The sequence below is a fragment of the Streptomyces sp. NBC_01716 genome, from assembly GCF_036248275.1.
Taxonomy (GTDB): Bacteria; Actinomycetota; Actinomycetes; order Streptomycetales; family Streptomycetaceae; genus Streptomyces.
In genome coordinates this window covers 2,619,225-2,643,774 of record NZ_CP109181.1, presented here as the reverse complement: position 1 = coordinate 2,643,774, position 24,550 = coordinate 2,619,225, and the positions used below count along the sequence as shown (strand labels likewise).

General features: G+C 70.1%; 23 protein-coding genes. 14 read left to right on the top strand and 9 right to left on the bottom strand.

Going from position 1 to position 24,550, the window contains the following annotated elements; genetic code table 11:
- The first annotated feature begins 88 nt into the window (after positions 1-88).
- Positions 89-751, top strand: coding sequence for a response regulator transcription factor (locus tag OIE74_RS11250; RefSeq protein ID WP_329381448.1), 663 nt, complete (start codon positions 89-91; stop codon positions 749-751).
- On the top strand, positions 748-2,337 hold the full coding sequence (locus OIE74_RS11245) for a sensor histidine kinase (protein WP_329381445.1): 1,590 nt from the start codon (positions 748-750) through the stop codon (positions 2,335-2,337). Before OIE74_RS11250 ends, OIE74_RS11245 begins: the two co-directional genes overlap by 4 nt.
- On the opposite strand, the gene OIE74_RS11240 is transcribed toward OIE74_RS11245, so the two are convergent.
- The 4 genes from OIE74_RS11240 to OIE74_RS11225 form a co-directional block, all read right to left on the bottom strand.
- Positions 2,287-2,763, bottom strand: a complete 477-nt coding sequence (locus OIE74_RS11240; RefSeq protein WP_329381442.1) for a MarR family winged helix-turn-helix transcriptional regulator — start codon at positions 2,761-2,763, stop codon at positions 2,287-2,289. The genes OIE74_RS11245 and OIE74_RS11240 overlap by 51 nt on opposite strands.
- A 105-nt stretch (positions 2,764-2,868) precedes the next feature.
- Positions 2,869-3,645, bottom strand: coding sequence for an AIM24 family protein (locus OIE74_RS11235; RefSeq protein WP_329381440.1), 777 nt, complete (start codon positions 3,643-3,645; stop codon positions 2,869-2,871).
- Positions 3,642-4,325 carry an AIM24 family protein gene (locus OIE74_RS11230; protein WP_329381437.1) on the bottom strand — a complete coding sequence of 228 codons (684 nt, stop codon included), beginning with the start codon at positions 4,323-4,325 and terminating at the stop codon, positions 3,642-3,644. Before OIE74_RS11230 ends, OIE74_RS11235 begins: the two co-directional genes overlap by 4 nt.
- The gene (locus tag OIE74_RS11225) at positions 4,325-4,963 is read right to left on the bottom strand and encodes an AIM24 family protein (RefSeq protein ID WP_329381435.1); all 639 of its coding nucleotides are present in this window, start codon (positions 4,961-4,963) and stop codon (positions 4,325-4,327) included. The genes OIE74_RS11230 and OIE74_RS11225 overlap by 1 nt, the downstream gene beginning before the upstream one ends.
- A gap of 188 nt (positions 4,964-5,151) precedes the next feature.
- Between OIE74_RS11225 and OIE74_RS11220 the strand changes: the two genes are divergently transcribed.
- From OIE74_RS11220 to OIE74_RS11205, 4 genes are all read left to right on the top strand, one after another.
- The gene (locus OIE74_RS11220) at positions 5,152-5,496 is read left to right on the top strand and encodes a DUF3817 domain-containing protein (RefSeq protein ID WP_329381433.1); all 345 of its coding nucleotides are present in this window, start codon (positions 5,152-5,154) and stop codon (positions 5,494-5,496) included.
- On the top strand, positions 5,493-5,786 hold the full coding sequence (locus tag OIE74_RS11215; protein ID WP_329381430.1) for an MTH1187 family thiamine-binding protein: 294 nt from the start codon (positions 5,493-5,495) through the stop codon (positions 5,784-5,786). Before OIE74_RS11220 ends, OIE74_RS11215 begins: the two co-directional genes overlap by 4 nt.
- 222 nt (positions 5,787-6,008) lie before the next feature.
- Positions 6,009-7,775 (top strand): glycosyltransferase family 2 protein, encoded by a 1,767-nt coding sequence (locus OIE74_RS11210; protein ID WP_329381427.1) that lies wholly within the window; start codon positions 6,009-6,011, stop codon positions 7,773-7,775.
- A gap of 3 nt (positions 7,776-7,778) precedes the next feature.
- On the top strand, positions 7,779-9,746 hold the full coding sequence (locus tag OIE74_RS11205; protein ID WP_329381424.1) for a galactose oxidase-like domain-containing protein: 1,968 nt from the start codon (positions 7,779-7,781) through the stop codon (positions 9,744-9,746).
- Between the two features lie 12 nt (positions 9,747-9,758).
- Here OIE74_RS11205 and OIE74_RS11200 read toward each other — a convergent pair whose 3' ends face one another.
- Both OIE74_RS11200 and OIE74_RS11195 read right to left on the bottom strand, forming a co-directional pair.
- Complete coding sequence (locus tag OIE74_RS11200) at positions 9,759-10,787, bottom strand: glycoside hydrolase family 6 protein (RefSeq protein ID WP_329381422.1); 1,029 nt, start codon at positions 10,785-10,787, stop codon at positions 9,759-9,761.
- Between the two features lie 70 nt (positions 10,788-10,857).
- Positions 10,858-12,003, bottom strand: coding sequence for an ArsR/SmtB family transcription factor (locus OIE74_RS11195; RefSeq protein WP_329381419.1), 1,146 nt, complete (start codon positions 12,001-12,003; stop codon positions 10,858-10,860).
- A gap of 84 nt (positions 12,004-12,087) precedes the next feature.
- Between OIE74_RS11195 and OIE74_RS11190 the strand changes: the two genes are divergently transcribed.
- The 4 genes from OIE74_RS11190 to OIE74_RS11175 all read left to right on the top strand — a co-directional run bounded on the left by OIE74_RS11190 (position 12,088) and on the right by OIE74_RS11175 (position 16,234).
- On the top strand, positions 12,088-13,515 hold the full coding sequence (locus OIE74_RS11190) for an MFS transporter (protein ID WP_329381417.1): 1,428 nt from the start codon (positions 12,088-12,090) through the stop codon (positions 13,513-13,515).
- 10 nt (positions 13,516-13,525) lie between these two features.
- Positions 13,526-14,035 carry a MarR family winged helix-turn-helix transcriptional regulator gene (locus OIE74_RS11185; RefSeq protein WP_329381414.1) on the top strand — a complete coding sequence of 170 codons (510 nt, stop codon included), beginning with the start codon at positions 13,526-13,528 and terminating at the stop codon, positions 14,033-14,035.
- A 70-nt stretch (positions 14,036-14,105) separates the two neighbouring features.
- Positions 14,106-14,432 (top strand): DUF3817 domain-containing protein, encoded by a 327-nt coding sequence (locus OIE74_RS11180; RefSeq protein ID WP_189105400.1) that lies wholly within the window; start codon positions 14,106-14,108, stop codon positions 14,430-14,432.
- 83 nt (positions 14,433-14,515) lie between these two features.
- Positions 14,516-16,234, top strand: coding sequence for an acyl-CoA mutase large subunit family protein (locus OIE74_RS11175; protein WP_329381408.1), 1,719 nt, complete (start codon positions 14,516-14,518; stop codon positions 16,232-16,234).
- 167 nt (positions 16,235-16,401) lie between these two features.
- Here OIE74_RS11175 and OIE74_RS11170 read toward each other — a convergent pair whose 3' ends face one another.
- Positions 16,402-17,031 carry a TetR/AcrR family transcriptional regulator gene (locus OIE74_RS11170; protein ID WP_329381407.1) on the bottom strand — a complete coding sequence of 210 codons (630 nt, stop codon included), beginning with the start codon at positions 17,029-17,031 and terminating at the stop codon, positions 16,402-16,404.
- 363 nt (positions 17,032-17,394) lie between these two features.
- On the opposite strand from OIE74_RS11170, the gene OIE74_RS11165 reads away from it, so the two are divergent.
- The 4 genes from OIE74_RS11165 to OIE74_RS11150 all read left to right on the top strand — a co-directional run bounded on the left by OIE74_RS11165 (position 17,395) and on the right by OIE74_RS11150 (position 21,665).
- Positions 17,395-18,369, top strand: coding sequence for a tetratricopeptide repeat protein (locus tag OIE74_RS11165; protein WP_329381404.1), 975 nt, complete (start codon positions 17,395-17,397; stop codon positions 18,367-18,369).
- Between the two features lie 609 nt (positions 18,370-18,978).
- Complete coding sequence (locus tag OIE74_RS11160) at positions 18,979-19,608, top strand: DUF6230 family protein (protein WP_329381401.1); 630 nt, start codon at positions 18,979-18,981, stop codon at positions 19,606-19,608.
- A gap of 118 nt (positions 19,609-19,726) precedes the next feature.
- A complete protein-coding gene (locus tag OIE74_RS11155) occupies positions 19,727-20,341 on the top strand; it encodes a DUF6114 domain-containing protein (protein ID WP_329381398.1) in 615 nt (204 codons plus the stop codon).
- Positions 20,331-21,665 (top strand): hypothetical protein, encoded by a 1,335-nt coding sequence (locus OIE74_RS11150; RefSeq protein WP_329381396.1) that lies wholly within the window; start codon positions 20,331-20,333, stop codon positions 21,663-21,665. The genes OIE74_RS11155 and OIE74_RS11150 overlap by 11 nt, the downstream gene beginning before the upstream one ends.
- 99 nt (positions 21,666-21,764) lie before the next feature.
- Here OIE74_RS11150 and pyk read toward each other — a convergent pair whose 3' ends face one another.
- Both pyk and OIE74_RS11140 read right to left on the bottom strand, forming a co-directional pair.
- Positions 21,765-23,201 (bottom strand): pyruvate kinase, encoded by a 1,437-nt coding sequence (gene pyk, locus OIE74_RS11145; RefSeq protein ID WP_329381393.1) that lies wholly within the window; start codon positions 23,199-23,201, stop codon positions 21,765-21,767.
- 74 nt (positions 23,202-23,275) lie between these two features.
- Positions 23,276-24,481 carry an acetate kinase gene (locus OIE74_RS11140; RefSeq protein WP_329381390.1) on the bottom strand — a complete coding sequence of 402 codons (1,206 nt, stop codon included), beginning with the start codon at positions 24,479-24,481 and terminating at the stop codon, positions 23,276-23,278.
- Positions 24,482-24,550 lie beyond the last annotated feature (69 nt).

Here is a 24,550-nt window from a genome sequence, read left to right as displayed (position 1 = left end):
CGCCTGACCTCAATCTGGCTGAGGGAAGCTGAAGGCAGCCTGAAGCCACCTGAAGGGTTCTTCAGGTTCCGTTTGGGAGGCTGTGCGCATGCGCCTGTTGATTGTCGAGGACGAGAAGCGGCTCGCGGTGTCGCTGGCCAAGGGCCTGCGCGCCGAGGGCTTCGCCGTGGACGTCGTGCACGACGGCCTCGAAGGGCTGCATCTGGCCGGTGAGGGCACGTACGACCTGATAGTGCTCGACATCATGCTGCCCGGCATGAACGGCTACCGTGTCTGCGCCGCCCTGCGCGCCGCCGGCAACGACGTACCGATCCTGATGCTGACGGCCAAGGACGGCGAGTACGACGAGGCCGAGGGCCTCGACACCGGCGCCGACGACTATCTGACCAAGCCGTTCTCGTACGTCGTGCTCGTCGCCCGGGTCAAGGCCCTGCTGCGCCGCAGGGGTTCGGCCGGCGCCTCGCCCGTACTGCGGATCGGCACCCTCACCGTGGACACCGCGACCCGCCGCGTCCACCGGGCGGACACCGAAGTCGCCCTCACCGCCAAGGAGTTCGCGGTCCTCGAACAACTCGCGGTGCGAGCCGGGCAGATCGTGGGCAAGCCCGAGATCCTGGAGCATGTCTGGGACTTCGCGTACGACGGCGATCCCAACATCATCGAGGTCTACATCAGCGCGCTGCGCCGCAAGCTGGGCGCCACGACGATCCAGACGGTGCGCGGCGCCGGCTACCGGCTGGTGGCCGTATGAGAGCCCCGTTCTCCTCCGTACGGTCCCGGGCCGCGCTCGCCGCGACCGCCGTGGTGGCGGTGGCGCTGGTGGCCGCCGCGTTCGCCCTGCTGTTCGCGCTGCGCTCCAATCTGACCGACCAGGCGGCACGGCAGGCCGACCAGTTCTCACTGGAGGTCGCCCAGCAGATCGCGAACCGGGTGCCCCTCGGCGAGCTGGATCTGCCGGGGAGCGAGGACCACCCGACCCAGGTGCTCGACGGGAAGGGCCGGCTGGTCGTCGCGAGCGAGGACCTGGAGAAGATCACCGGCACCGGCGTGCCCGCCGTACGCCCCGTGTCGCCCCCGCCCACCGCGGCGCCGACCCCCGCTCTCACCCCGTCGCCCACGCCGACCGGCGACGACGATGACGACGACAGCGGCGGTGACGACGACAGCGGGGACGACACCGACGACGACAGCAAGGCTCCCGAGGTCCCGGCCGACGGAGCGGTCTCCCAGGCCCTGGACCACCGCACCGGAAGCGCCACCGTCGACGGCAGGTCCGTGGACCACCTCTTCTCCGAGCGCCGGGTCACCGGTCTCGCGGGCGGCCCGTACACCGTCCTCACGGGCTCCTCGCTCGGCCCGCAGGAGAGCGCCGTCCGCGCGACCACGATCGCGATGATCGTCGGCGTGCCCGCCCTGCTGGTGGTCGTCGGCGGGGTGACCTGGCTGGTCACACGGCGCGCGCTGCGGCCCGTGGAGGGCATCCGGCGCGAGATGGCCGCGATCACCGCCTCCGAGGACCTGACGAGGCGGGTGCCGGAGCCGGCGACTCACGACGAGGTCGCCAAGCTGGCCCGTACGACGAACGAGACGCTCACCGCCCTCGAAGCCTCCGTCGACCGTCAGCGGCGCTTCGTCGCGGACGCCTCGCACGAGTTGCGCAGCCCGATCGCCTCGCTGCGTACCCAGCTCGAAGTGGGGGAGGCGCACCCGGAGCTGCTCGACGTGCCGGGCGCGGTGGCCGACACCGTACGGCTCCAGCAGCTCGCAGCCGACCTGCTGCTGCTCGCCCGTCTGGACGCGGGGGAGCACGCCGGGAGTACCCGGCTGGATCTGGCCGCGCTCGTACGTGAGGAGGTCTCTCAGCGCTCGGCCGACCGGATCCCGGTGACGCCGGACGTCCGGGGCAGCGCCGAAGTGGCGGGCTCGCGCGGCCAGTTGGCGCGGGTGCTGGGCAATCTGCTGGACAACGCGCAGCGCCACGCGGCGGGGGAGGTGCGGGCGACGGTGTGCCGGGAGGGCGGCCAGGTGGTGCTCGCGGTCTGCGACGACGGGGCCGGGGTGCCGGAGGCGGAGCGGGAGCGGATCTTCGAGCGGTTCGTACGGCTCGACGACGCCCGCAGCAGGGACGACGGCGGCGCGGGGCTCGGCCTCGCGATCGCCCGCGACGTGGCACACCGGCACGGCGGGACGCTGGACGTCGGCCGTGCCGGGGCGGGCGGCGCCAGGTTCGAGCTGCGCCTGCCCGCCGCCGGCCGGGAACAGGCCCTGCCGGTACCGGCCCCCGCGTCAGCTCTTGGCGCGGCGCCCGCGCAGGTGCTCGGCGACCGGCGTGAGTGATGCGCTCAGTGCTTCGAGCGCCTCGGCGGGGAGCAGATCGATGAAGTGCGCCCGTACGGAGGCGACATGGTGCGGAGCGACCTCCTGCATCGTCTCCATGCCCTTGTCGGTGAGGACGGCGAAGAGGCCGCGGCGGTCGGACTCGCAGTTCTCGCGGCGGACCAGGCCCACGTTCTCCAGACGGGTGATCTGGTGCGAGAGACGGCTCTTGGACTGGAGCGTGCCGGCGGCGAGGTCGCTCATCCGCAGCCGCCTGTCCTCGGCCTCGGAGAGGTTGACCAGGATCTCGTAGTCGTTGTTCGTCAGTCCGAAGGGCTGGAGGTCCTTCTCCAACTGGTGCATCAGCAGTCTGCTGACATCCAGATGGGTGCGCCAGGTGCACTGCTCCGCGTCACTCAGCCAGCGGGTGGCCGTCTCGGTCTCCATAAATGAATTCTACCTAAGATGTTGAAAGTTGGACGAAGTCGGCGAGTGTGACCCCGGGCACAGAAAAGGCGCACACGTTCGAGGTCACACTCCGCAGACTACCGCTCACAGCCCGAAGCGTCGCTGGAGGTCTCCCAGCTGTCCCGGCATCCGCGGGACACCACCCGGCTGTCCGGCGGGTTGTCCACCGCCGCCCGGCACCCCGGGCTCGTTCGGCACCACACCACGGGCCGTCTCGGCCAGCAGGGCTTCGCTCGACTGGAGCAGTACCGTACCCGCCCCGACGAACTCGAACTGATGCTCCTCGCCCGACGCCCCGCCGAGCCCGCTCATCGCCCGCAGCCCGCCCATCACCCCGGTCATATAGGCGTGGTCGTAGTGGTGGCACGGCGAGGGGCAGTCGGCCCAGCCCACCAGCGCCTGCGGATCCACCCGGATCGGCGGCTCCATGAAGACCACAGGACCGTTCGACGCGGCCACGAACTTCCCCGTGCCGATCAGGGTCAGAAAGCCCGGCACGATCGACTGCTTGAGCGCCAGCGACGGCTCGTACGCCAGCAGATTCCCGGACCTGACGGTCAGATTGCCGTTCTCCAGGTCGAAGGAGTTGACGTCGAAGGCGCGGTCGGCCAGCAGCATCTTGCCGCTGCCCTCCGCCACCACCCAGTCGGCCGCGTGCAGCGGCGAGTGGAAGCTGCCGCGCACCAGCCGGTCGAGCCGGCCGTGCCCGATCCCGTTGAACTCGATGCGCCCGTAATAGGCGATCATCTTGCCCTTCTGGAGGAACCACTGGCTCCCTTTGAGTTCCACACAGAAGGTGTACGCGTTGACGTTGTCGTCGCTCGGCAGCGTCGTCGGGTCATGGATCACGGGCGTGCTCACAGCTTCTCCTCCGACGCCTGGACGTACACCGCACCGTTGCCGCTCAGCTCCAGCTGGAAGGCCTCGCCCGAGCCCCGGCCCACCATGTCGCGCCAGCCGACGGCGGTCGAGAGCTTGTTGCGCACGTCGCCGTGGTGGGCGACGTACGCCTGCGGGTCGACATGGACGGAACGGCCCTGGCCGATCGGCAGCTCGATGATCCCGCCGTGCGCCATTACGGCGACCGAGCCATGGCCCCTGAGGGTCGTCGTGAACAGGCCCTGGCCCGTCACCTGGCCACGCACCATGCCCATGACGCCGCCCTGCGCGCCCATGAACATCGTGCCCTGCTCCAGCGTCCCGTCGAAGGCGAGCAGCCGGTCCGCCTCCACGTACAGGGTGTCGCCGGTCAGTCCGATCACCTGGATGTGATGGCCGCCGTGGCCGAACATCACGGTGCCGCATGGGGTCTCCCCAGGGCCGCCGGGCCCGAGGGGAACTTCGACCGTCATCAGCGGGGTCGCCTCGCCCGCCACGCGCCGGCCGATCATCGACATCAGACCGCCCTGGCCGCCCGCCGTGTTCGGCGTGAAGGTGACATCGCCCCGGTAGGCGAGCATCGCGCCGCGCTGGCTGAACATCCGCTGACCGGGCGCCACCGTCGCCTCGACCATCTTCGAGTTGATCTCCCGGAACGGCATCAGACATCGCCCCCGACGGTGTTGCGCTCGCTCGGTTGTACGTAGACGAGTCCGTCGCCCTCGAAGCGCATCTGGAAGGCCTCGCCGCCGCCCTCGCCCATGATGGTCCGGAAGTTCACCCCGGACTGGAGATGCTGCTGGAGGTTGCCCTGGTGCGCCACGTACGCGCCGGGGTCGACGGATAGCGGGTACTGGGGTGTCACCCGCAGCACCACGGCCGTGCCGTCCGACATGATCGCCGCCTGGCCCGTGCCCTCGACGGTCGTGGTGAACAGGCCGTTGCCGCTCGCGCCGCCGCGCAGACCCGTGAAGCTGGTGCCGGTCCGCAGCCCGCCGTCCGTGCACAGGAGATTGCTCGCCTCCACATAGAGCTTGTCGCCGTGCAGCGAGACGAGACTGATCTGGCTCGCCCGGTCCGCGAAGAAGCAGGTGCCTTCGCCCTTCACCTCCATCATGACCATCTGTTCGCCGGTGAGGCGCCGGGTCACCATGCCCCGGATGCCCTCACCGCCACCGGACAGCTTCTTGAACGCCATCCGGCCGTCGTAGGCGACCATCGAGCCGTTCTTCGCCCTCACGGAGTCGCCCGCCATGTCGACGGCGAGCACCTTGCTGCCTTGGAGTCGCAACTGAGCCACGGGTCGACGGTATCCGGGCCCGGATAAAAAGCGGGCAAAGCCCGGTGTCACAATGGGACGTCGCTTGTGCGCGCGTTCACAAGATGATCACGCGCGCGGGTGATCCGCGGTGATCCCGCGCGTGCGGCGATCACGGGGGACCACTCGGCGACGATCGTGACGCCCCCGACGACGAAGGTGCCTGCCCCGTGGACATCAAGACCGCCTCATCCCTCCACCGTCTCCGCCTGGTATCGGCGCCGGAGGCCGTGTCGTTCCTGCTGCTGCTCGTCTGCTCCGTGCTCAAGCGCACGACGGACTTCAACGCCGTCCCGGTGATGGGCGCGATCCACGGACTGCTCTTCGTCCTGTACGTGATCTTCTGGCTGGACGCCTGGCGGCGCGTGCGCTGGCCGCTGGGGACCGCCGCCCTCTACTTCGTGCTGTCGGTCCTGCCGACCGGCGGCTTCTTCGCGGAGCGCAAGCTCAAGCGGGAGGCCGAGGACGAGGTCATCGCGTCGCGCGCCCGCCGCGAGGGTACGGTCAGCGCATGATCGTCGCCTTTTCCATCACCCCGCTCGGTGTGGGTGAGGACGTCGCCGAGTACGTCGCCGACGCCGTCCGCGTCGTACGCGAGTCCGGGCTGCCGAACCACACCGACGCCATGTTCACCTCCGTCGAGGGCGAGTGGGACGAGGTGATGGACGTGGTCAAGCGCGCGGTCGCCACCGTCGAGGCGCGGGCACCGCGGGTCTCGCTCGTCCTGAAGGCCGACGTACGGCCCGGGGTCACCGACGCCCTCAACTCGAAGGTCGAGTCACTGGAACGCCACCTCGCCGGCTGACGGCGCCCGCCCATCACGCTTCTCACCTCACGTCACCCCACCGGGTCAGGCGGTCAGGGGCTCCCCCCGGCCGCCGGATCCGTCGTCAGATGCGGGACCTCCGCCGCCGCTTAGGTGTGCCCTACCGACACTCGCACGGACGACTCCAGTCGACACGCCGAGATATATCCACTTTTCTGAGGATATGGACCTCGCTCGAACGCTGGAGTTGCTGGAGGCACTGTGCGGCCGGAGGGCTACGACTACGACACCTACAGCTGTCTCGCCGGCCCGCTGACCGAGCCGGACCGGACGGCCGCCTACCAGGTGCGGTACCGGAGTCTTCTCGCGCGCGAACCCCACCGCGTGCGCGCGGTCGTACTGATGATCATGGCCCCCCTCCTCTCCGGAGTGCTGCTGGTCTATCTCGTCTGGCCCACCCACTGGACCGAACGCGAGGGCGCCGCCCGCTGGCTCGTCGCCTTCGACACCGTGATGCTCGTGTCGATCGGGCTCATCGGCCTCTTCATGCTGGTCAACGTCGCCTCCATCGCGCACGCGACACTCGTCGCCAGGGACCCCGTCCCGGTCGTCGCCGAGGTCGGCACCCGCGTCGCCTTCGTCACCACGTACGTCCCCGGCAAGGAACCGCTCTCCATGCTCCGGGCCACCCTCGAAGGCGCCGTACGGCTGCGGCATCGCGGCCCCCTCGACATCTGGCTTCTCGACGAGGGCGACGACCCGTCCGCCCGGCTGCTCTGCCGGGAGCTGGGGGTGTGTCACTTCAGCCGCCTCGGCGTACCGGAGTGGAACAGGAAGAAAGGCGTCCACAAGGCCCGTACCAAACACGGCAACTACAACGCCTGGCTCGCGATGTACGGCGACGACTACGACTTCTTCGCCTCCGTCGACACCGACCACGTCCCCCTGCCCAACTTCCTGGAGAGGATGCTGGGCTTCTTCCGTGACCCGGACGTCGCCTTCGTCGTCGGACCGCAGGTCTACGGCAACTACGACGCGGCGGTCACCAAGGCGGCCGAATCCCAGCAGTTCCTCTTCCACGCGCTGATCCAGCGCGCCGGCAACCGCTACCACGCGCCCATGTTCGTCGGCACCAACAACGCCGTACGGGTCACCGCCATCAAGCAGGTCGGCGGCCTCTACGACTCCATCACCGAGGACATGGCCACCGGCTTCGAACTGCACCGCAGGAGGAACCCGCAGACCGGGCGGTTCTGGCGGTCCGTCTACACACCGGACGTCCTCGCCGTCGGCGAGGGCCCCGCCTCCTGGACCGACTTCTTCACCCAGCAGCTGCGCTGGTCGCGCGGGACGTACGAGACCATCCTCCGGCAGTACGGCAAGGCGGTCTTCCGGGTGCCGCCCGGCCGGCTCCTCAGCTACACGCTGATGCTCGTCTACTACCCGATGACCGCCGTCAACTGGCTGCTCGGCATCCTCAGCTGCGTCCTGTTCCTCTGGCTCGGCGCCTCCGGCACCCAGGTGTCGTCCTCGCTGTGGCTGATGCTCTACAGCGACGCCGCCGCCTGCCAGATCGGGCTCTACCTATGGAACCGGCGCCACAACGTCTCGCCCCACGAGCCGAGCGGCTCCGGCGGGCTCGCCGGAATGGCCATGTCGGCGCTGTGCGCGCCCATCTATCTCAAGTCCCTGGGCTCGGCGCTGCTGCGTACCCAGGGCCGTTTCGTGGTCACCCCCAAGGGCGGCGAGACCAGCGCCGACCGGCCCATGACGTTCCGGCTGCATCTGTTCTGGGCCGCTGTGCTGGCGACGTCACTCGCGGCGTCCGTGCGTCTCGGCAACACGCACGCCGCCATGCGCACCTGGGCCGTCCTGGCCCTGGTCATCTCGCTCGCCCCGGTCGCCGTCTGGGGCTGGACCACCCTGCGCGCGCGCCGCGCCGGGCCGCGCGTCTCGGTGCCGGCCGTCGAGGACGGGCCGGAGCAGCCGGAGCCGGCTTTCGCCACGACGACAACGGGAGGGAACTGACCCATGGCCTACCGGCCCTCGCACAAGTTCAAGAAGACGCTGCTCGGCGGCGGAGCGGTGGTGCTGCTGATGTCGCTCAACGCGCCGGCGGCCATCTCCTTCGCGGAGGACAAGTACCACGCGTACAAGATCGCGCAGCCCGGTTACAAGGCGCGGTACGGCTCCTGGGAGGTGCTCGACGTCCCGAAGGAGTACCGCACCAACGCCATCCACGCCGCGCTGCTGCGCACCGGCAAGGTGCTGCTCATCGCCGGGTCCGGCAACAGCCAGGAGAAGTTCGACGCGGGCACCTTCGACACCGTCCTGTGGGACCCGGCGGACAACTCGTACCGGAAGATCCCCACCCCCGAGGACTTCTTCTGCTCGGGCCACTCCCAACTGGCCGACGGGCGGCTGCTGGTGGCGGGCGGCACGGCGCGTTACGAGGTCCTGGACGGAGAGGTCGACCGGGCGGGCGGCGGGATGCGGGTGAAGAACGAGAGCCCGGACAAGGAGCGGACCTTCAGGAAGGGCACCCGCTTCCGGTCCCCGTCGGGTGTCGAGTACGTGAGCAAGTTCGACGTCACGGTGCCGAAGGCGAAGCGGGACTTCAAGATCACGTATGCCAAGGGCGGCCGGATGCTGCCCTGGAAGACCAAGGTCACGGCGGGTGAGGCGCGGGTCTTCGTGGAGGCCGTCGACAAGGGACCGCGGGCGCTGACGACGGAGGCCGCGCAGTACGAGATCGTCGGCCTCAAGGGCAAGGACGCGGACAACTACTACGGCATGGCCCAGAAGCTGACCACTGAGAAGCAGGACTTCCAGGGCATCAAGGCGGCGTACGAGTTCGACCCGGTGGCGGAGAGGTACATCCGGGTGGACCCGATGAGGGAGGCGCGCTGGTACCCGACGCTGGTCACCCTCCACGACGGCCGGGTGCTCGCCGTCTCGGGCCTGGACGACGTCGGCGCCGTACTCACCGGGGACAACGAGATCTACGACCCCAGGTCCAAGAAGTGGTCCAAGGGCCCGACGCGCTACTTCCCGACGTATCCCGCCCTCTTCCTCACCAAGGGCGGCAAGATCTTCTACTCGGGGTCGAACGCGGGGTACGGCCCCGCCACGGCGGGCCGGCAGCCGGGCCTGTGGGACCTGCGGAGGAACCTCTTCACGAAGGTCGACGGGCTCGGCCACCTCGACCAGACGGAGACCTCGGCCTCACTGGTGCTGCCGCCCGCGCAGGACCAGAAGGTGATGGTCATGGGCGGCGGCGGGGTCGGCGAGTCGTCCAAGGCGACCTCCCGTACGGCGATCGTGGACCTCAAGGAGGACAGTCCCGCCTTCAAGGCCGGGCCGGATCTGCCGCAGGGGACGCGCTACCTGAGCAGCGTGATCATGCCGGACGACACGGTCTTCACCAGCGGCGGCTCGTCCGACTACCGGGGGCGGAGCGCCAGCGACATCCTCAAGGCGCAGTTCTACGACCCGAAGACCAATACCTTCCGGAAGGCCGCCGACCCGACGGTGGGCCGCAACTACCACTCCGAGGCGCTGCTGCTGCCCGACGGGCGGGTGGCGACCTTCGGTTCAGACCCGCTCTTCGACGACGCGGACAACACGAAACTCGGCACGTTCGAGCAGCGGGTGGAGATCTACACGCCGCCCTCCCTGGAAGGCGAGCGCGTGAAGCGGCGGCCGGTGCTCGGGGAGGGACCGGCGGAGCTCGACCAGAACGGGCGGGCCACCTTCCGTACGGACGCGCCCCAGCGGATCGCGAAGGCGCGGCTGATGCGGCCGAGCGCCGTCACGCACAGCACGGACGTGGAGCAGCGCTCGATCGACCTCGCGATGACGAAGCGGGGCGGCTCGCTGACGGTTGACGTGCCGTCGGACCCGACGCTGGTGCCGCCGGGCTGGTACATGCTGTTCGTGACGGACACGGAGGGGGTGTCGTCGGAGGCGAAGTGGATCCAGGTGAAGGGGGAGTCCTGAGCGCCCCGAGTATCAGCCGCGCGCGCGGCGGGCGAGGCCGAGTGCGTAGTCCGGCCACCAGGTACCGGCCGCCGGGCCGCCCCGGCAGGGGCCGTCCGAGTCACCGGGCCGTTTGATCCACAGATACGCGTCGACCAGGGCGTCACCGGTGTCGGCGGTCGGCGGCGTACCGAGCGATCTGCCCGGCGGATTGCACCAGGCCTCGTCCTGCCCGCCCGTGAAGGGCCCGGCGCCGTTACGGCTCGTGTCGACGGTGAAGTGGGCGCCGTCGAGGAGCGCGGAGAGCTTGGTGCCGAAGGCCTTGACGGCCTCGTCCGTCTGGAAGTTGGAGACGTTGAGCGAGAAGCCGTCCGCCCTCGCGACCCCGGCCGTCCGCAGCGGCTCGGCGATCTTCGACGGCTTCTTGATCCAGGCCGGGTTGCCCGCGTCGAGATACACCTTGGTGGCCGGCTGCCGCTTCAGCCTGTCGATCGCCGCCGAGAGCAGTCGGTTGCGCTCCCCGTGGTGCTCGGCCGGTGTGCAGCCGTCCACGAGATGCGAGACGGCGTCCGGCTCCAGGATCACCAGGGCGCGCGCGTCGCCGATGGCGGCGGCGAAGGAGTTGATCCAGTCGAGATAGGCCTGGCCGTCGCGGGCGCCGCCGGCGGAGTAGAGGCCGCAGTCGCGGTGCGGGATGTTGTACGCGACGAGGACCAGCGTGCGCTTCCCGGCGGCGCCCTTCACGGCCCTGCGGATCTCGGGCGCGGGGTCGTCACCGGCGGGCCAGTCGGCCACGGGGCGTTCAGAGATCCGCTTGAGTGCCTTCGCGTCCTCGGTACGGCCCTGCGCCTCCCACTGCTCGACCTGGCGCGCGGCGTCGCTGCGCGGATCGACCCAGAACGGTGAACCGGCGGTGGGGGCTGCCTCGCCCCGTACGGCCGCGGCGCCCGTCCTGTCCGGCTCCCGCTCGGGGGCGTCGGAGCCGGATGAGCAGCCGGCGAACGCGCATACGGCGGTGGCGGCGGTGGCTACGGAGACGAGGCGCGTGGTGCGGCTGGACATCCAGCCCCCTTGAACGACCGGAGAAGCACGGGACCGGGTAATCGTGACATAACGGTCACACTCTGTGCCGTTACGACACCGCCAGCGCGATCCCGAGCGGTGTCCGCTCGTACAGCACCTGGTGCGAGTGGCGCCGCGACGTCAGCAGCCCCGCGTCGCGCAGCACCGACAGATGCGCGGACACGGAGGAGGGCGCGAGCCCCAGCCGGTGCGCGAGCGCGGTGGTCCCCGCGGGCTCGTCGAGCGCGCACAGCACGTCGGCACGGGCCCGGCCGAGCAGCCGGGCGAGCGCGTCCGGCGTACGGTCGGCGGCCTCCGTCCACAGCCCGCCGATACCGCGCGCCGGGTAGATCACGGCGGGCTGCCACGGCGGCTCGTGGCCGCCGATGATCTCGGGCCAGGTGAAGACGCTCGGTACGAGGACGAGACCGCGCCCGCCGAGGTCCTGTCCGGTGGATCTGCGCGGATGAGCCCGGGGCGTCTGGTGCGGTGCGTCGCAAGGCGGAGGATCGTCCTCGTACTGGGTGTACGTGGACGACTCCGACAACGCGGCGAGGCGCCGTGGCAGGCGTTCCGGGCCCGCGGAGATCCGCCGGACAGGACCTGGGTCCCGGCTCCACTCCCCGCGTGTGCCGACGACGGAGAGCGTGGAGTCCGCCCAGACGAGCCGAGGGCTCAACTCGCCCAGCAGCCGCCCGAATCCGACCTCGGCGAGGCGTCGTGAGTGATAGGCGATATCGGCTTCCAGGAGCGCGCGCAGCCGGGGCCAGTCCGGCTCGACCAACTGCCGCCAGACCTGCTCCAGCAGCCCGGCGAACTCCCGCACGGTCCGCCCGGGATCGGCCAGCATCTCGCGCCCGGCGTCGCTTCCGGCCGCGCCGGGCGTCTCCGCGAGCGCGAGGGCCAGGTCCCGGTGGGCGACCTCCGGGGGCGTGGCCCGCACCAGAGCGATCTCCTCGGTGAAGGTGGCGACGGGGCTCTCGGGCGGCGGGCAGAAGAAGTCGGGGTTGTGCCCGACCCGGGGCATCACCAGCCACAGCCGCCGCAGATCGAGGCCGTCCGCGGCGGCTCTGATGCGCTGCAGCCACGGCAGGTGGTATCCGTGCCGCTCGGGCCGCGCGAGGGTGCGTACGGCCTCCTGCGTCTCCCAGAGGGGCGACAGGGCGAACCGGCAGCGGAGCAGATCCCGCTCCCCGAAGTGCAACTGGAACGCCACGGGGGTCCCTCGCTCCTAATACGGAAGATTCGGCTGGACCCGAAAGTCTAGAGTCCGCTGTCGAGGGGCCCGAGGCTGCTCCTCATGCCGACCGAATCGCCCCGTCCGGCCACGGACGACACCGACGCCGAGCGCCCGCCCCCACTCGGGGCCGACGCGCCGCACGCCACGGCGCTCGCACGGGCCGCCCCAGGTCCGCCGCCCCCGGGGCCGCCGCACGCGGACCCGCCCGAGGGGCCGTGCGCGAGGCGGCCCGGCCAGGCGCCGCCCGCCGCGCGGGGATATCGCGCCGTCTTCGCGGTGCGGGAGTTCCGCGCCGTGTTCGGGGCCCATCTGCTGTCTCTTCTCGGGGTCGTCATCACCGAGATCTCCCTCACCGTCCTCGTCTACGACCTCACCGGGTCGCCCCTGCTCAGCGCCCTCACCTTCGCCCTCGGGATGCTGCCGTACCTCTTCGGCGGGACGCTTCTCGCCGGGGTCGCCGACCGGTATCCGGCGCGGCGGGTGCTCGTCGTCTGTGATCTCGTCTGCGCCGGGTTCGTCGCCGTCATGGTGCTGCCCGGGACCCCCGTCCTGGGGCTGCTCGCCCTGCGGTGTGCCGTCGCCGCCGTCGCGCCCGTGTTCACCGGGACCCGGACCGCCGCGCTCGCCGACATCCTCGGGGAGGGGGATCTCTATGTCCTCGGGCGTTCCCTCCTGCGGATCGTGTCGCAGACCTCGCTCCTCGCGGGGTTCGCCGTCGGCGGCGTGCTCCTCGCCGTCGTACCCCCGCGGGGTGCGATCGCGATCACCGTCGTCACCTTCCTCCTCTCCGCCGCGCTGCTGCGCTTCGGTACGAAGGACCGCCCGGCCCGCCTTCTCAAGAAGGACGGCGGCGCGAGCCTGCTCCGGGACTCCGTCGGCGGCGCCAGGATCGTCTTCGCCGACCGCCGGATCCGCGCGCTGATGCTGCTCTTCTGGGTGCCCGCGATGTTCGTCGTCGCGCCGGAGGCGCTCATGGCGCCGTACGCCGACCGGATCGGTGTCGGCCCCGCAGCGCTCGGCCTGATGATGTGCGCGATGCCGGTCGGGCACATCGCGGCGGAACTCGTCGCGGGCGCCGCCCTGAGCCCCCGCTCGCGCTCGCGGATCGTGCTCCCGACGGCCGCGGCCGGGGTGCTGCCCCTGCTCGTCTACGCCGTCACCCCCGGCATGACCCTGGCGCTGGTCGCCCTCGCGCTGTCGGGCGTCGGCGCCGTGTACGTCATCGGCCTCGACCAGTGGTTCGTGGACGCGGTCCCGGACGAACTGCGCGGCCGGGCCATGACCCTGATGACCGCGGGGCTGATGACGATCCAGGGTCTCGGTATGGCGCTGGCCGGTCTCGCCGCCGAGTTCTTCCCCGTTCATCAGGTCGTCGCCGGCGCAGGTCTGATCGGAACCGTCTGCTCCGTCCTTCTCGTGCGCGAGGTCCGCCGAACCGATCCGGGCAATCCGGGAGTAGGGGCAGACCGCCCCCTGACCACTGGGTAAGGTCGTCGGCGTGTCCAAGCCGCTCAGCCTCGCCTTCGATCCCATCGCCCGAGCCGACGAGCTCTGGCAGCAGCGCTGGGGGCCCGTGCCGTCGATGGGCGCGATCACCTCGATCATGCGGGCCCAACAGATCCTGCTCGCCGAGGTCGACGCGGTGGTCAAGCCGTACGGACTGACCTTCGCCCGGTACGAGGCGCTGGTGCTGCTCACCTTCTCCAAGGCCGGTGAGCTGACCATGTCCAAGATCGGCGAGCGGCTGATGGTCCACCCGACGTCCGTCACGAACACGGTCGACCGCCTGGTCAGGTCCGGCCTGGTCGACAAGCGCCCCAACCCCAACGACGGCCGCGGCACCCTCGCCTCCATCACCGGCAAGGGCCGCGAGGTCGTCGAGGCCGCGACCCGCGATCTGATGGCGATGGAGTTCGGCCTCGGGGCGTACGACGCGGAGCAGTGCGCCGAGATCTTCGCGATACTGCGCCCGCTGCGCGTATCGGCCCAGGACTTCGACGACAGCTGAGCCCCGCTGTCCGGCCTGCCCCGTGCCCCCGCCGTCCGACGGGATTTTTCGGGTCGTTACGCTCGTAGCCATGAAACAGAGCATCCTGACCCGCTACCGGGTCATGGCGTACATCACCGCCGTCTGGCTGCTGGTCTTCACCGTCGCCATCGTCATGAAGTACGGCTTCGACACCGGCGACACCATGGTGATCTCCCAGATCCACGGTGTGCTCTTCATCGTCTACGTCGTCTTCGCCTTCGACCTGGGCTCCAAGGCGAAGTGGCCCTTCGGCAAGCTCCTGTGGGTGCTGGCCGCCGGCTGCATCCCGGTCGCCTCGTTCTTCGTCGAACCGAAGATCACCAAAGAGGTCCAGCCCCTGATCACCCGGGACGAGACCGCCCCCGTCGAGGCCTGAGCCCCGGCTCCCTCACCGCCGCGAGGAGAACTCGTGGCGGTGTGCGTTCGACATTTACTAGGACGTCCTAGTAAATTCGAGGTATGGACGCTCACGCGCACGCCGACACCGCAGCCATCGAGGAAGGCCGCCAGCGCTGGCAGGCCCGTTACGACAAGGCCCGCAAGCGGGACGCGGACTTCCATACGCTCTCCGGCGATCCCGTCGAGCCGGTCTACGGGCCGCGTCCGGGTGACACGTACGAGGGCTTCGAGCGGATCGGCTGGCCGGGCGAGTACCCCTTCACCCGCGGCCTGTACGCGACCGGCTACCGGGGCCGTACGTGGACGATCCGCCAGTTCGCGGGCTTCGGCAACGCGCGCCAGACGAACGAGCGCTACAAGACCATCCTCGCCAACGGCGGCGGCGGTCTCTCCGTGGCCTTCGACATGCCGACCCTCATGGGCCGCGACTCCGACGACCCGCGCTCCCTCGGCGAGGTCGGCCACTGCGGCGTCGCGATCGACTCCGCCGCCGACATGGAGATCCTCTTCGGCGACCTCCCGCTCGGTGACGTCACGACGTCCATGACCATCAGCGGTCCCGCCGTCCCGGTCTTCTGCATGTACCTGGTCGCCGCCGAGCGCCAGGGCATCGACCCCGCCGTACTGAACGGCACGCTCCAGACCGACATCTTCAAGGAGTACATCGCGCAGAAGGAGTGGCTCTTCCAGCCCGAGCCTCATCTGCGCCTGATCGGCGACCTGATGGAGCACTGCGCGGCGTCCATCCCCGCGTACAAGCCGCTCTCCGTCTCCGGCTACCACATCCGCGAGGCCGGGGCCACGGCCGCGCAGGAGCTCGCGTACACCCTCGCCGACGGCTTCGGCTATGTGGAGCTGGGCCTCTCGCGCGGCATGGACGTCGACGTCTTCGCGCCCGGCCTCTCCTTCTTCTTCGACGCGCATCTCGACTTCTTCGAGGAGATCGCCAAGTTCCGCGCCGCGCGCCGGATCTGGGCGCGCTGGATGAAGGAGATGTACGGCGCGCAGACGGACAAGGCCCAGTGGCTGCGCTTCCACACCCAGACGGCGGGGGTCTCGCTCACCGCGCAGCAGCCGTACAACAACGTCGTACGGACCGCGGTCGAGGCCCTCTCGGCGGTCCTGGGCGGCACCAACTCGCTGCACACCAACGCCCTGGACGAGACGCTGGCGCTGCCCAGCGAGCAGGCCGCCGAGATCGCGCTCCGGACGCAGCAGGTGCTGATGGAGGAGACCGGCGTCGCCAATGTCGCGGACCCGCTGGGCGGTTCCTGGTACGTCGAGCAGCTCACGGACCGTATCGAGGCCGACGCGGAGAAGATCTTCGAGCAGATCAAGGAGCGCGGCCTGCGGGCGCACCCCGACGGGCGGCATCCCATCGGCCCGATGACGTCGGGCATTCTGCGCGGCATCGAGGACGGCTGGTTCACCGGCGAGATCGCGGAGTCCGCGTTCCAGTACCAGCGCGCGCTGGAGAAGGGCGAGAAGCGCGTCGTCGGCGTCAACGTCCACCACGGCTCGGTCACCGGCGACCTGGAGATCCTGCGCGTCAGCCACGAGGTCGAGCGCGACCAGGTGGTGGAGCTGGCGGACCGCAAGGCCGCCCGCGACGACGCCCGTGTCCGTACGGCGCTGGACGCGATGCTGGCCTCCGCGCGCGACGGGTCGAACATGATCGGCCCGATGCTGGAGGCCGTCCGCGCGGAGGCGACGCTGGGCGAGATCTGCGGCGTACTGCGGGACGAGTGGGGCTCGTACACGGAACCGCCCGGCTTCTGACACCGCACGGCCCGTGGACACCGCGGCGTGGGGCGTACGGCGTGCGCCGGGCGCCTCAGCCGCCGGCCCGCGGGGCCCGCCTCGGTGAGCCGGGCCCGGTCCCATGCGCCGGGCGCGACGCCGGAACCCCAAGTCGACTTGAGGTCAAGGGACTTCGCGGACACGACCTAGGAGCCCTGGATCGCGGCGAGTCCTCCGACCAGCAGCAGCGTGAAGCCCCGCGCCCAGTCCTCGTCCACCGGCTCCGCGCTCACCAGCGTCCGGTGCACCACCGCTCCCGCGATCACGTCGAAGATCAGGTCGGCGTTGCGGGCCGATGTCCCCGGGTCGCTCTCGTGCGCCAACTCGCCCCGTGCCTGCGCCCGTTCACGGCCCTTGAGCACCAGACCCTTCTGCCGGTCGACGATCGCCGTACGGATCCGGCCCCGCAGCGCGTCGTCCCGCGTCGACTCGGCGACCACCGCCATCAGCGCCGTCTTGGTCTCCGGCCGCTCCAGCAGGGCGGCGAACTGGAGCACCACGCCCTCGATGTCGGCCGTGAGGCTGCCCCGGTCGTGGATCTCGATCTCGTCGAAGATGAGGGCGACCGCGTCGACCACCAACTCGTGCTTGCTCGCCCAGCGCCGGTACAGCGTCGTCTTGGCGACGCCCGCGCGTGCGGCGACGTCCCCCATCGACAGCTTGGACCAGCCCAGTTCCACCAGCGCCGCCCGCGTCGCCAGCAGGATCGCGGTGTCGGCCGCGGCGCTGCGGGGGCGGCCGGAACGGGCGGGACTGTCGTGGCGGCGGCTCAGCATGCCCGCGACCATACCCGTCGGTAGCCAATCCGCTGTGAGTCAGTTCACCGGATGAATCTCACACGTACGGGGGAGGTTCCGGTTACGCTACGACCCGTAGCGAAAGACCGTTTCTTCTCAAGCGGTTCTTGAGCGACGACCACTGGTACGGGGTGGGGACCCCTACCGAACCCATGTCCCCCACGGGGGACTTGCCCCGTTCGTGTTCAGGTCATGCGCGGGGCCCGGTGAGGCGTGACGACCGTGTCCGCCCGTGCGCCCCGCAGCCCGCGGGGGGTCCGGGGGCGGGCGCGGTTCTGTGTGGGCGGTGCGAACTGTCCGATTGCTTTTCACTTGCGCGCGCGGAGAGGGGAGGATGTACTCATGCAGCCTAGGAACATGTCCATGAGCGGCGTCGTCGATCTCGCCGCGGTGAAGGCGGCCGGTGAGGCCAAGGCCAAGGCCGAGCAAACCCGCGCCGAGGCGGCCCGTCGGGGCGACACCGGTGCCGTACCCCCCTCCAGCCTGGTGATCGACGTCGACGAGGCGGGCTTCGAGCGCGACGTCCTCCAGCGCTCCGCCGAGGTCCCGGTCGTCATCGACTTCTGGGCCGAGTGGTGCGAGCCGTGCAAGCAGCTCAGCCCCGTGCTGGAGCGGCTGGCCCGGGAGTACAACGGCCGGTTCGTTCTCGCCAAGGTCGACGTCGACGCGAACCAGATGTTGATGCAGCAGTTCCAGATCCAGGGCATCCCGGCGGTCTTCGCCGTGGTGGCCGGCCAGGCGCTGCCCCTCTTCCAGGGCGCGGCCCCGGAGATCCAGATCCGCGAGACCCTCGACCAGCTGATCCAGGTCGGCGAGCAGCGCTTCGGGCTCACCGGCCTGACCGTCGACGCGGAGGCCGGCGCGGCGGACGAGGGCGCCGAGCCGGTGGAGCAGGTGGGTCCGTACGACGCGCTGCTCGAAGCCGCCGTACGCGCCCTGGACGCCAACGACTTCGGCGGCGCCGCGCAGGCGTACCGCAACGTGCTCACGGACGACCCCGGCAACACGGAGGCCAAGCTCGGTCTCGCCCAGGCCGAACTGCTCGCCCGGGTCCAGGGGTTGGACCCGCAGCAGGTGCGCAAGGACGCGGCGGAGCAGCCCGGCGACGTCGGTGCGCAGATCACCGCCGCCGACCTCGATCTGGTCGGCGGTCATGTGGACGACGCCTTCGGCCGGTTGGTCGAGACCGTACGGCGCACGGCGGGAGATGACCGGGACAAGGCGCGGCTGCGGCTGCTCGAACTCTTCGAAGTGATCGGCTCGGACGACCCCCGGGTGACCGCGGCCCGGTCGGCACTCGCCCGGGTTCTTTTCTGACGCCGCACCGGCTCCGTGCCGTGCTCAGCGGCGGCGCGTAACGATTTGCCCAACCGAAGACACCGACGACCCCGTTTTGCCAAAACTTGGTAAAACGGGGTTGCTGTTACTCCGAGTAAATCAACGGGCTTGGTCTGTCCGGTTATTGGCGGTATTCGCGAGTTCTGTCGGGGCGATTCGAGGCACCCTGCGTGCCCGCCCGGCGGCGCCCCGTCGCCCCTCGGACAGCCTCCCATTACTAGCCAGTAACGAACCCCCTTGTGTCCCGAGCGCGAATACACCACGATCGTCCACGCTCGGTCCAACAGCGCACCGGCGCGGCGATCCGGCCGTGGCCACCGCGTGTTGGATCCCCACCGGGCGGGCCGGCGGAGCAGTGGCGCCGACCCACGGACAGGGGGGTTCCCGTCGACCGGCGGGGCCTGTCCGGCGGCCACGCGCCACGCGTGGTCCAGTGGTTGTCGCTCGGGGGTGATCGTCGGTGATTCTGACGCGGCCCGGTCCGCGTGAACGCACGGACGCTCTCCTTCCCGAGGACGTAGCACTTCTCCCATCCCAGGACGGGCCGAGGCCCGATCCGGAGATGTACGTCCGAGAAGGAGGAAAGTGATGGAGTCCCAAGCACGTGGCGGGACCAGATGGAAGCGGTTCGCCGTCGTCATGGTGCCGAGCGTGGCCGCCACGGCCGCGATAGGTGTCGCTCTCGCACAGGGCGCGCTCGCCGCGTCGTTCAGTGTGTCGGGGCAGAGTTTCAAGGTCTCGGCCGACCAGTTGGTGGGCCAGGACTTCGTTCAGTACGGCAGCCTCGCCGACGGCACCGATCTCAAGGGCAACAAGACCGCCCATCCGGTGGCCGTTTCCGGCTTCAGCTCGGCCACGATCAGCAACATGTGCCAGTCGGTGGTCACTCCGGACGTCCCGATCTTCGGCAACATCAGCCTTGAGCTGCGTGCCGGCCGGGACACCCAGAAGCCGGTCAAGGCGACCAACCTGTATCTGGACATCGCCCAGCTCGAAGCCGACGCCAAGTTCAAGAACATCGACATCGGTGTGGCGGCCGGCGACACGAGGATCCAGCCGGGGACCGAGAAGAAGGTCAACCCGTTCGGCTTCGCACAGCGCGCCGAAGAGGCGACGCTGACCGATGTGAGGCAGACGGCGTGGGCGACCACGGCCGGCACCTTCGAGCTCAGCGGTCTGAGCCTGAAGCTGCACAAGGGCGTCAAGGAGTGCTACTAGACCCTGACCGGGTCCTGAGCACTTCGCCCCCTGGGCGGGCGCGCCCCGTCTGACGCGGTCGCGTCCGCCCACTCCCCAAATCTCTCACAGCAACACCGGTACCAGGGAGCTGTTTTCCATGAGCGCCGAGTCTTCGGAGCCCCGCGGCCGATTCACGTACTGGCGGCTGCGCTTCCGCGCCTGGCGGGGTACTCGGCCTTTCTGGGCGGGGCTTCTGACACTCCTGAGCGGAGTGCCGATCGCCTACTTCCCTTACGCCGAACTGAAGTTGGGCCATCTCACCCTGACGATGGCCACCACGGCGGGCGCCGGCTCGCTGATCATCGGTGTCCTGCTCGTCACGCTGGGTCTGACGATGTGGTTCCAGAGCATCGTGCGGGTCTTCGCCGGCGTCGCCACGATCCTCCTGGGACTCGTCTCGATCCCCGTGTCCAACCTCGGTGGATTCATGATGGGCGCCATCCTCGCCCTCATCGGCGGAGGTCTCTCCATATCGTGGGCGCCCGGCCGGCCGGTGGACCCGGACGAGGAGCACGCCGGCGATCCGGGTGACGGCCGGCCGGCCAAGCACGCGGCCGTACGGCGGCAGACGTTCACACCCGACGGTGCCGTCGACCAGGGCACCCCGGACGGGGGCGGGGACAACCCTTTTCTCCCCGGCCCGCATGACGGGGGCCCGAATCTGACGGACACGACTGTCCATGCCAACGGCGGGAGGAACAGTGCGGGGTGAGGACACGCGGTCGGAGACGGCCGGCGGCGGGCAGGCCCGCGAGAGAAGCGGCCCGCGCCACGCCGCCCCCAGGAAGTCGCTGCTGACGAAGCTCCAGATCCCGGCCGGCAAGGCGTTCGCACTGGCCGCGATGCCCACGGCGGTGTTCGTCGGGATGGGGCTGACGCCCCGGCTCGCGCTCGCCGAAGGCGACAAGGACATCCCGTTCGCGCCGGGGCCGTGCGTCACGCGTTCCGACGAGCCGCCGGAGGAGTCGGCGTCGCCGTCCGAGAAGCCGTCGGACGACGCGTCAGGCGATGCGTCCGGGGATCCGTCAGGGGATTCCACGGACGGGCCGAAGCCGCCCGCGGGCGACGACGGGGACGACGACGGCCCCGAGCCCTCGCCCGGCGAGACGCCGCCCGCGTCCGACGCGGAGAAGCCCGCCGCGCCCAAGGAGCCCGCGCCGGAGCCGAGCGGTTCGAAGTCCAAGGACCCGCTGGACCCGCTGGGTCTGGGGGACGCGCTGGGCGACCTTCTCGGCGTACCGGAGAAGGAGACGGACGAGCCGGCCGACCCGTCGCCCGAGAAGCCCGACGAGGAGAAGCCCGCGGACTCCGGCACGGACGCCGGTGCCGGGACGGACAAGCCCGACAGCGACAAGCCGGGGTCGGACGCGGACTCGGACTCCGACTCCGACAAGTCCGGTGACGACGACAGCGCCGCCGACCGCACCGAGGACGCCATCAGGGACGCCGCGGACAAGGCCGGGGCGGAGGTCGAGGAGCTGGACGACGCCGCGAAGGGCCTCGAAGCCCGCAAGGACGACGACATCCCCGAGGGCGCCGACGGCAAGCCGCGCTTCCCCTGCCCGGAGGAGGACCCGGAGGCGCTGGCCGCCGCCGAACTGGAGCCCGGCATCCCGCTGTTGCCGGACGACCCGTGGAAGCTGGAGAGCACCAAGCTCACGCTGCGGGGTCTGGACTACCACGGCATCGTCGAGGTGAAGACGGGCAGCGGCAAGATCAAGAAGGCCCTGAAGTTCACATCCTCGGAGGTGGACATCAAGGACCTGCACCAGAAGGTCGTCTACCCGGAGGGCCGCACGGCGCACGTGGCGAGCAGGCAGGACTCCACGTCGACCATCCGCGACGGCCAAGTCACCATGTACACAGAGAAATTGACGGGCAATCTGTTCGGGCTGATCCCGATCGAGTTCAGCCCCGACACCCCGCCCCCGCTCAACGTCCCGTTCGCGTTCTTCACGGACGTCGAGGTCCTTCAGGCGGGCCAGTTCGGCGGCACACTCACCGTTCCCGGACTCAAGAACTACATCACCGACTGACGCGCAGGCGCGTCGAGAAGACGCCGCCGTTCCCCCCACGCACGACGGGCCGCACAGCTTACTGTGCGGCCCGCTCTGCGGTCGGTGTCCGGCCCCTGTTCAGCCCTGGACGACGCGTGTGTCTCCCAGCCGGTGGACACGCACCATGTTCGTCGTGCCGGGGACGCCGGGCGGCGAGCCGGCCGTGATGATCATCGTGTCCGACTCGCTGTAGCGCTGGAGCTTCAGCAACTCGGCGTCCACGAGGTCGACCATCGCGTCCGTGGTGTTCACGTGCGGTACGACGAAGGACTCCACGCCCCAGCTCAGCGAGAGCTGGTTGCGCGTCGCGGGGTCCGAGGTGAAGGCCAGGATCGGCTGAATGGTGCGGTAGCGCGACAGCCGGCGGGCGGTGTCGCCGGACTGAGTGAAGGCGACCAGCGCCTTGCCGCCCAGGAAGTCCGCGATCTCGCACGCCGCGCGGGCGACCGAACCACCCTGCGTACGGGGCTTCTTGCCCGCCACGAGCGGCTGGAGGCCCTTGGACAGCAGCTCGGTCTCGGCCGCGACGACGATCTTCGACATCGTTTTGACCGTCTCGATCGGATACGCGCCGACGGACGACTCCGCCGACAGCATGACCGCGTCGGCCCCGTCCAGGATCGCGTTCGCCACGTCCGACGCCTCGGCGCGCGTCGGGCGGGAGTTGGTGATCATCGACTCCATCATCTGGGTCGCCACGATCACCGGCTTGGCGTTGCGGCGGCACAGCTCGATGAGGCGCTTCTGCACCATCGGGACCTTTTCGAGCGGATACTCGACCGCCAGGTCGCCGCGGGCCACCATGATGCTGTCGAACGCGGCGACGACAGCGTCCATGTTGGCGACGGCCTGCGGCTTCTCGACCTTCGCGATGACGGGGACCCGGCGGCCCTCCTCATCCATGATCTTGTGTACGTCGTTGATGTCGTCCGCGTCGCGCACGAAGGACAGCGCGATCATGTCGCAGCCCATCCGCAGGGCGAAGCGCAGATCCTCGACGTCCTTCTCGGAGAGCGCCGGCACATTGACCGCCGTACCCGGCAGGTTGATGCCCTTGTGGTCGGAGATGACCCCGCCCTCGACGACCAGCGACCTGACCCGCGGGCCCTCGACCTCGGTCACCCGGAGTTCGACGTTGCCGTCGTTGATCAGGATCTGGTCGCCCTTGGCGACATCGCCCGGCAGGCCCTTGTAGGTGGTGCCGCAGATGCCCTTGTCGCCGGGGACATCCTCGGTCGTGATGATGAACTCGTCGCCGCGCATCAGCTCGACGGGACCCTCGGCGAAGGTCTCCAGACGGATCTTCGGGCCCTGGAGGTCGACGAGCACGCCCACGGCCCGGCCGGTGGCCTCGGCCGCCTTCCGGACGCGGTGGTACCGCTCCTCGTGCTCGGGATGGGACCCGTGGCTCATATTCAGTCGGGCCACGTTCATACCGGCCTCGATGAGCGCTTTCAACTGCTCGTACGAGTCGACGGCGGGGCCAAGTGTGCAGACAATTTTGGAACGGCGCATAAGGCGGATCCTATCGGTTTGTTTCGCCACGGAATATTCCGTCTGGCGGAAAGTACAAATGGGCGGGGTGGCGCTCAGGCGTCGACCAATGCGAAGGTCTGGCGGGCGATCTCCATTTCCTCATCCGTCGGTACGACGGCGACCGCGACGCGCGCGTGTTCCGGCGACACGAGGCGCGGTTCGCCGGACCGTACGGCGTTGAGCTCCGCGTCCACGACCAGCCCCAACCCGTCCAGTCCGGCCATCGCGGCTTCCCGCACCGGCGCCGCGTTCTCGCCGACGCCCGCGGTGAACACCACCGCGTCCACCCGGCCGAGTACCGCGTAATAGGCGCCGATGTACTTCTTCAGCCGGTGGATGTAAATGCCGAAGGCCAGCCGGGCCCGCTCGTCACCCTCGTCCACCCGGCGGCGGATCTCCCGCATGTCGTTGTCGCCGCACAGTCCCATCAGCCCGCTCTTCTTGTTGAGCAGTTCGTCGATCTCGTCGGTGTCCATTCCCGCGACCCGCTCCAGATGGAAGACCACCGCCGGATCGATGTCTCCGGAGCGCGTACCCATCACCAGCCCCTCCAAGGGGGTCAGCCCCATCGAGGTGTCCACGCAGCGCCCGCCGGCGACGGCCGACGCCGAAGCCCCGTTGCCCAGGTGCAGCACGATCAGGTTCAGCTCCTCCGGCGGGCGGCCCAGCAGCTCGGCCGTGCGCCGGGAGACATACGCGTGCGACGTGCCGTGGAAGCCGTAGCGCCGGATCCGGTGCGCGTCGGCCGTCTCGACGTCGATCGCGTACCGCGCCGCGTGCTCCGGCATCGTCGTGTGGAACGCGGTGTCGAAGACCGCGACCTGCGGCAGGTCGGGACGGAGCGCCCGCGCCGTCCTGATGCCGGTGATGTTCGCCGGGTTGTGCAGCGGCGCCACGGGCACCAGCCGCTCGATCTCCGCGAGTACGGCGTCGTCGATCACCGTCGGGGCGCTGAACGCCGCCCCGCCGTGCACCACCCGGTGACCGATCGCCGCCAGGTCGGGGGAGTCGATGCCCGTGCCGTCCAGGGCCAGTTCGGCGGCGACGGCCTTCAGCGCCTGCTCGTGGTCGGCGATCCGCTCCGTACGCTCGCGCGCTCCCTCGCCGGCCGGCGTGTGCACCAGGCGCGAGGTGTTCTCGCCGATGCGCTCGACGAGACCGACGGCGAGACGGGTGCCGTCGCGCATGTCCAGCAGCTGGTACTTCACCGACGAGGAGCCGGAGTTGAGTACGAGGACTCGGGTGGCCTGCGAGGTCACGGGTGGATCGCCTTTCGGGGAGGGAGCGGTGTGCGGGACCGGTGCGGACGGGTGCTCAGGCGGTACGGC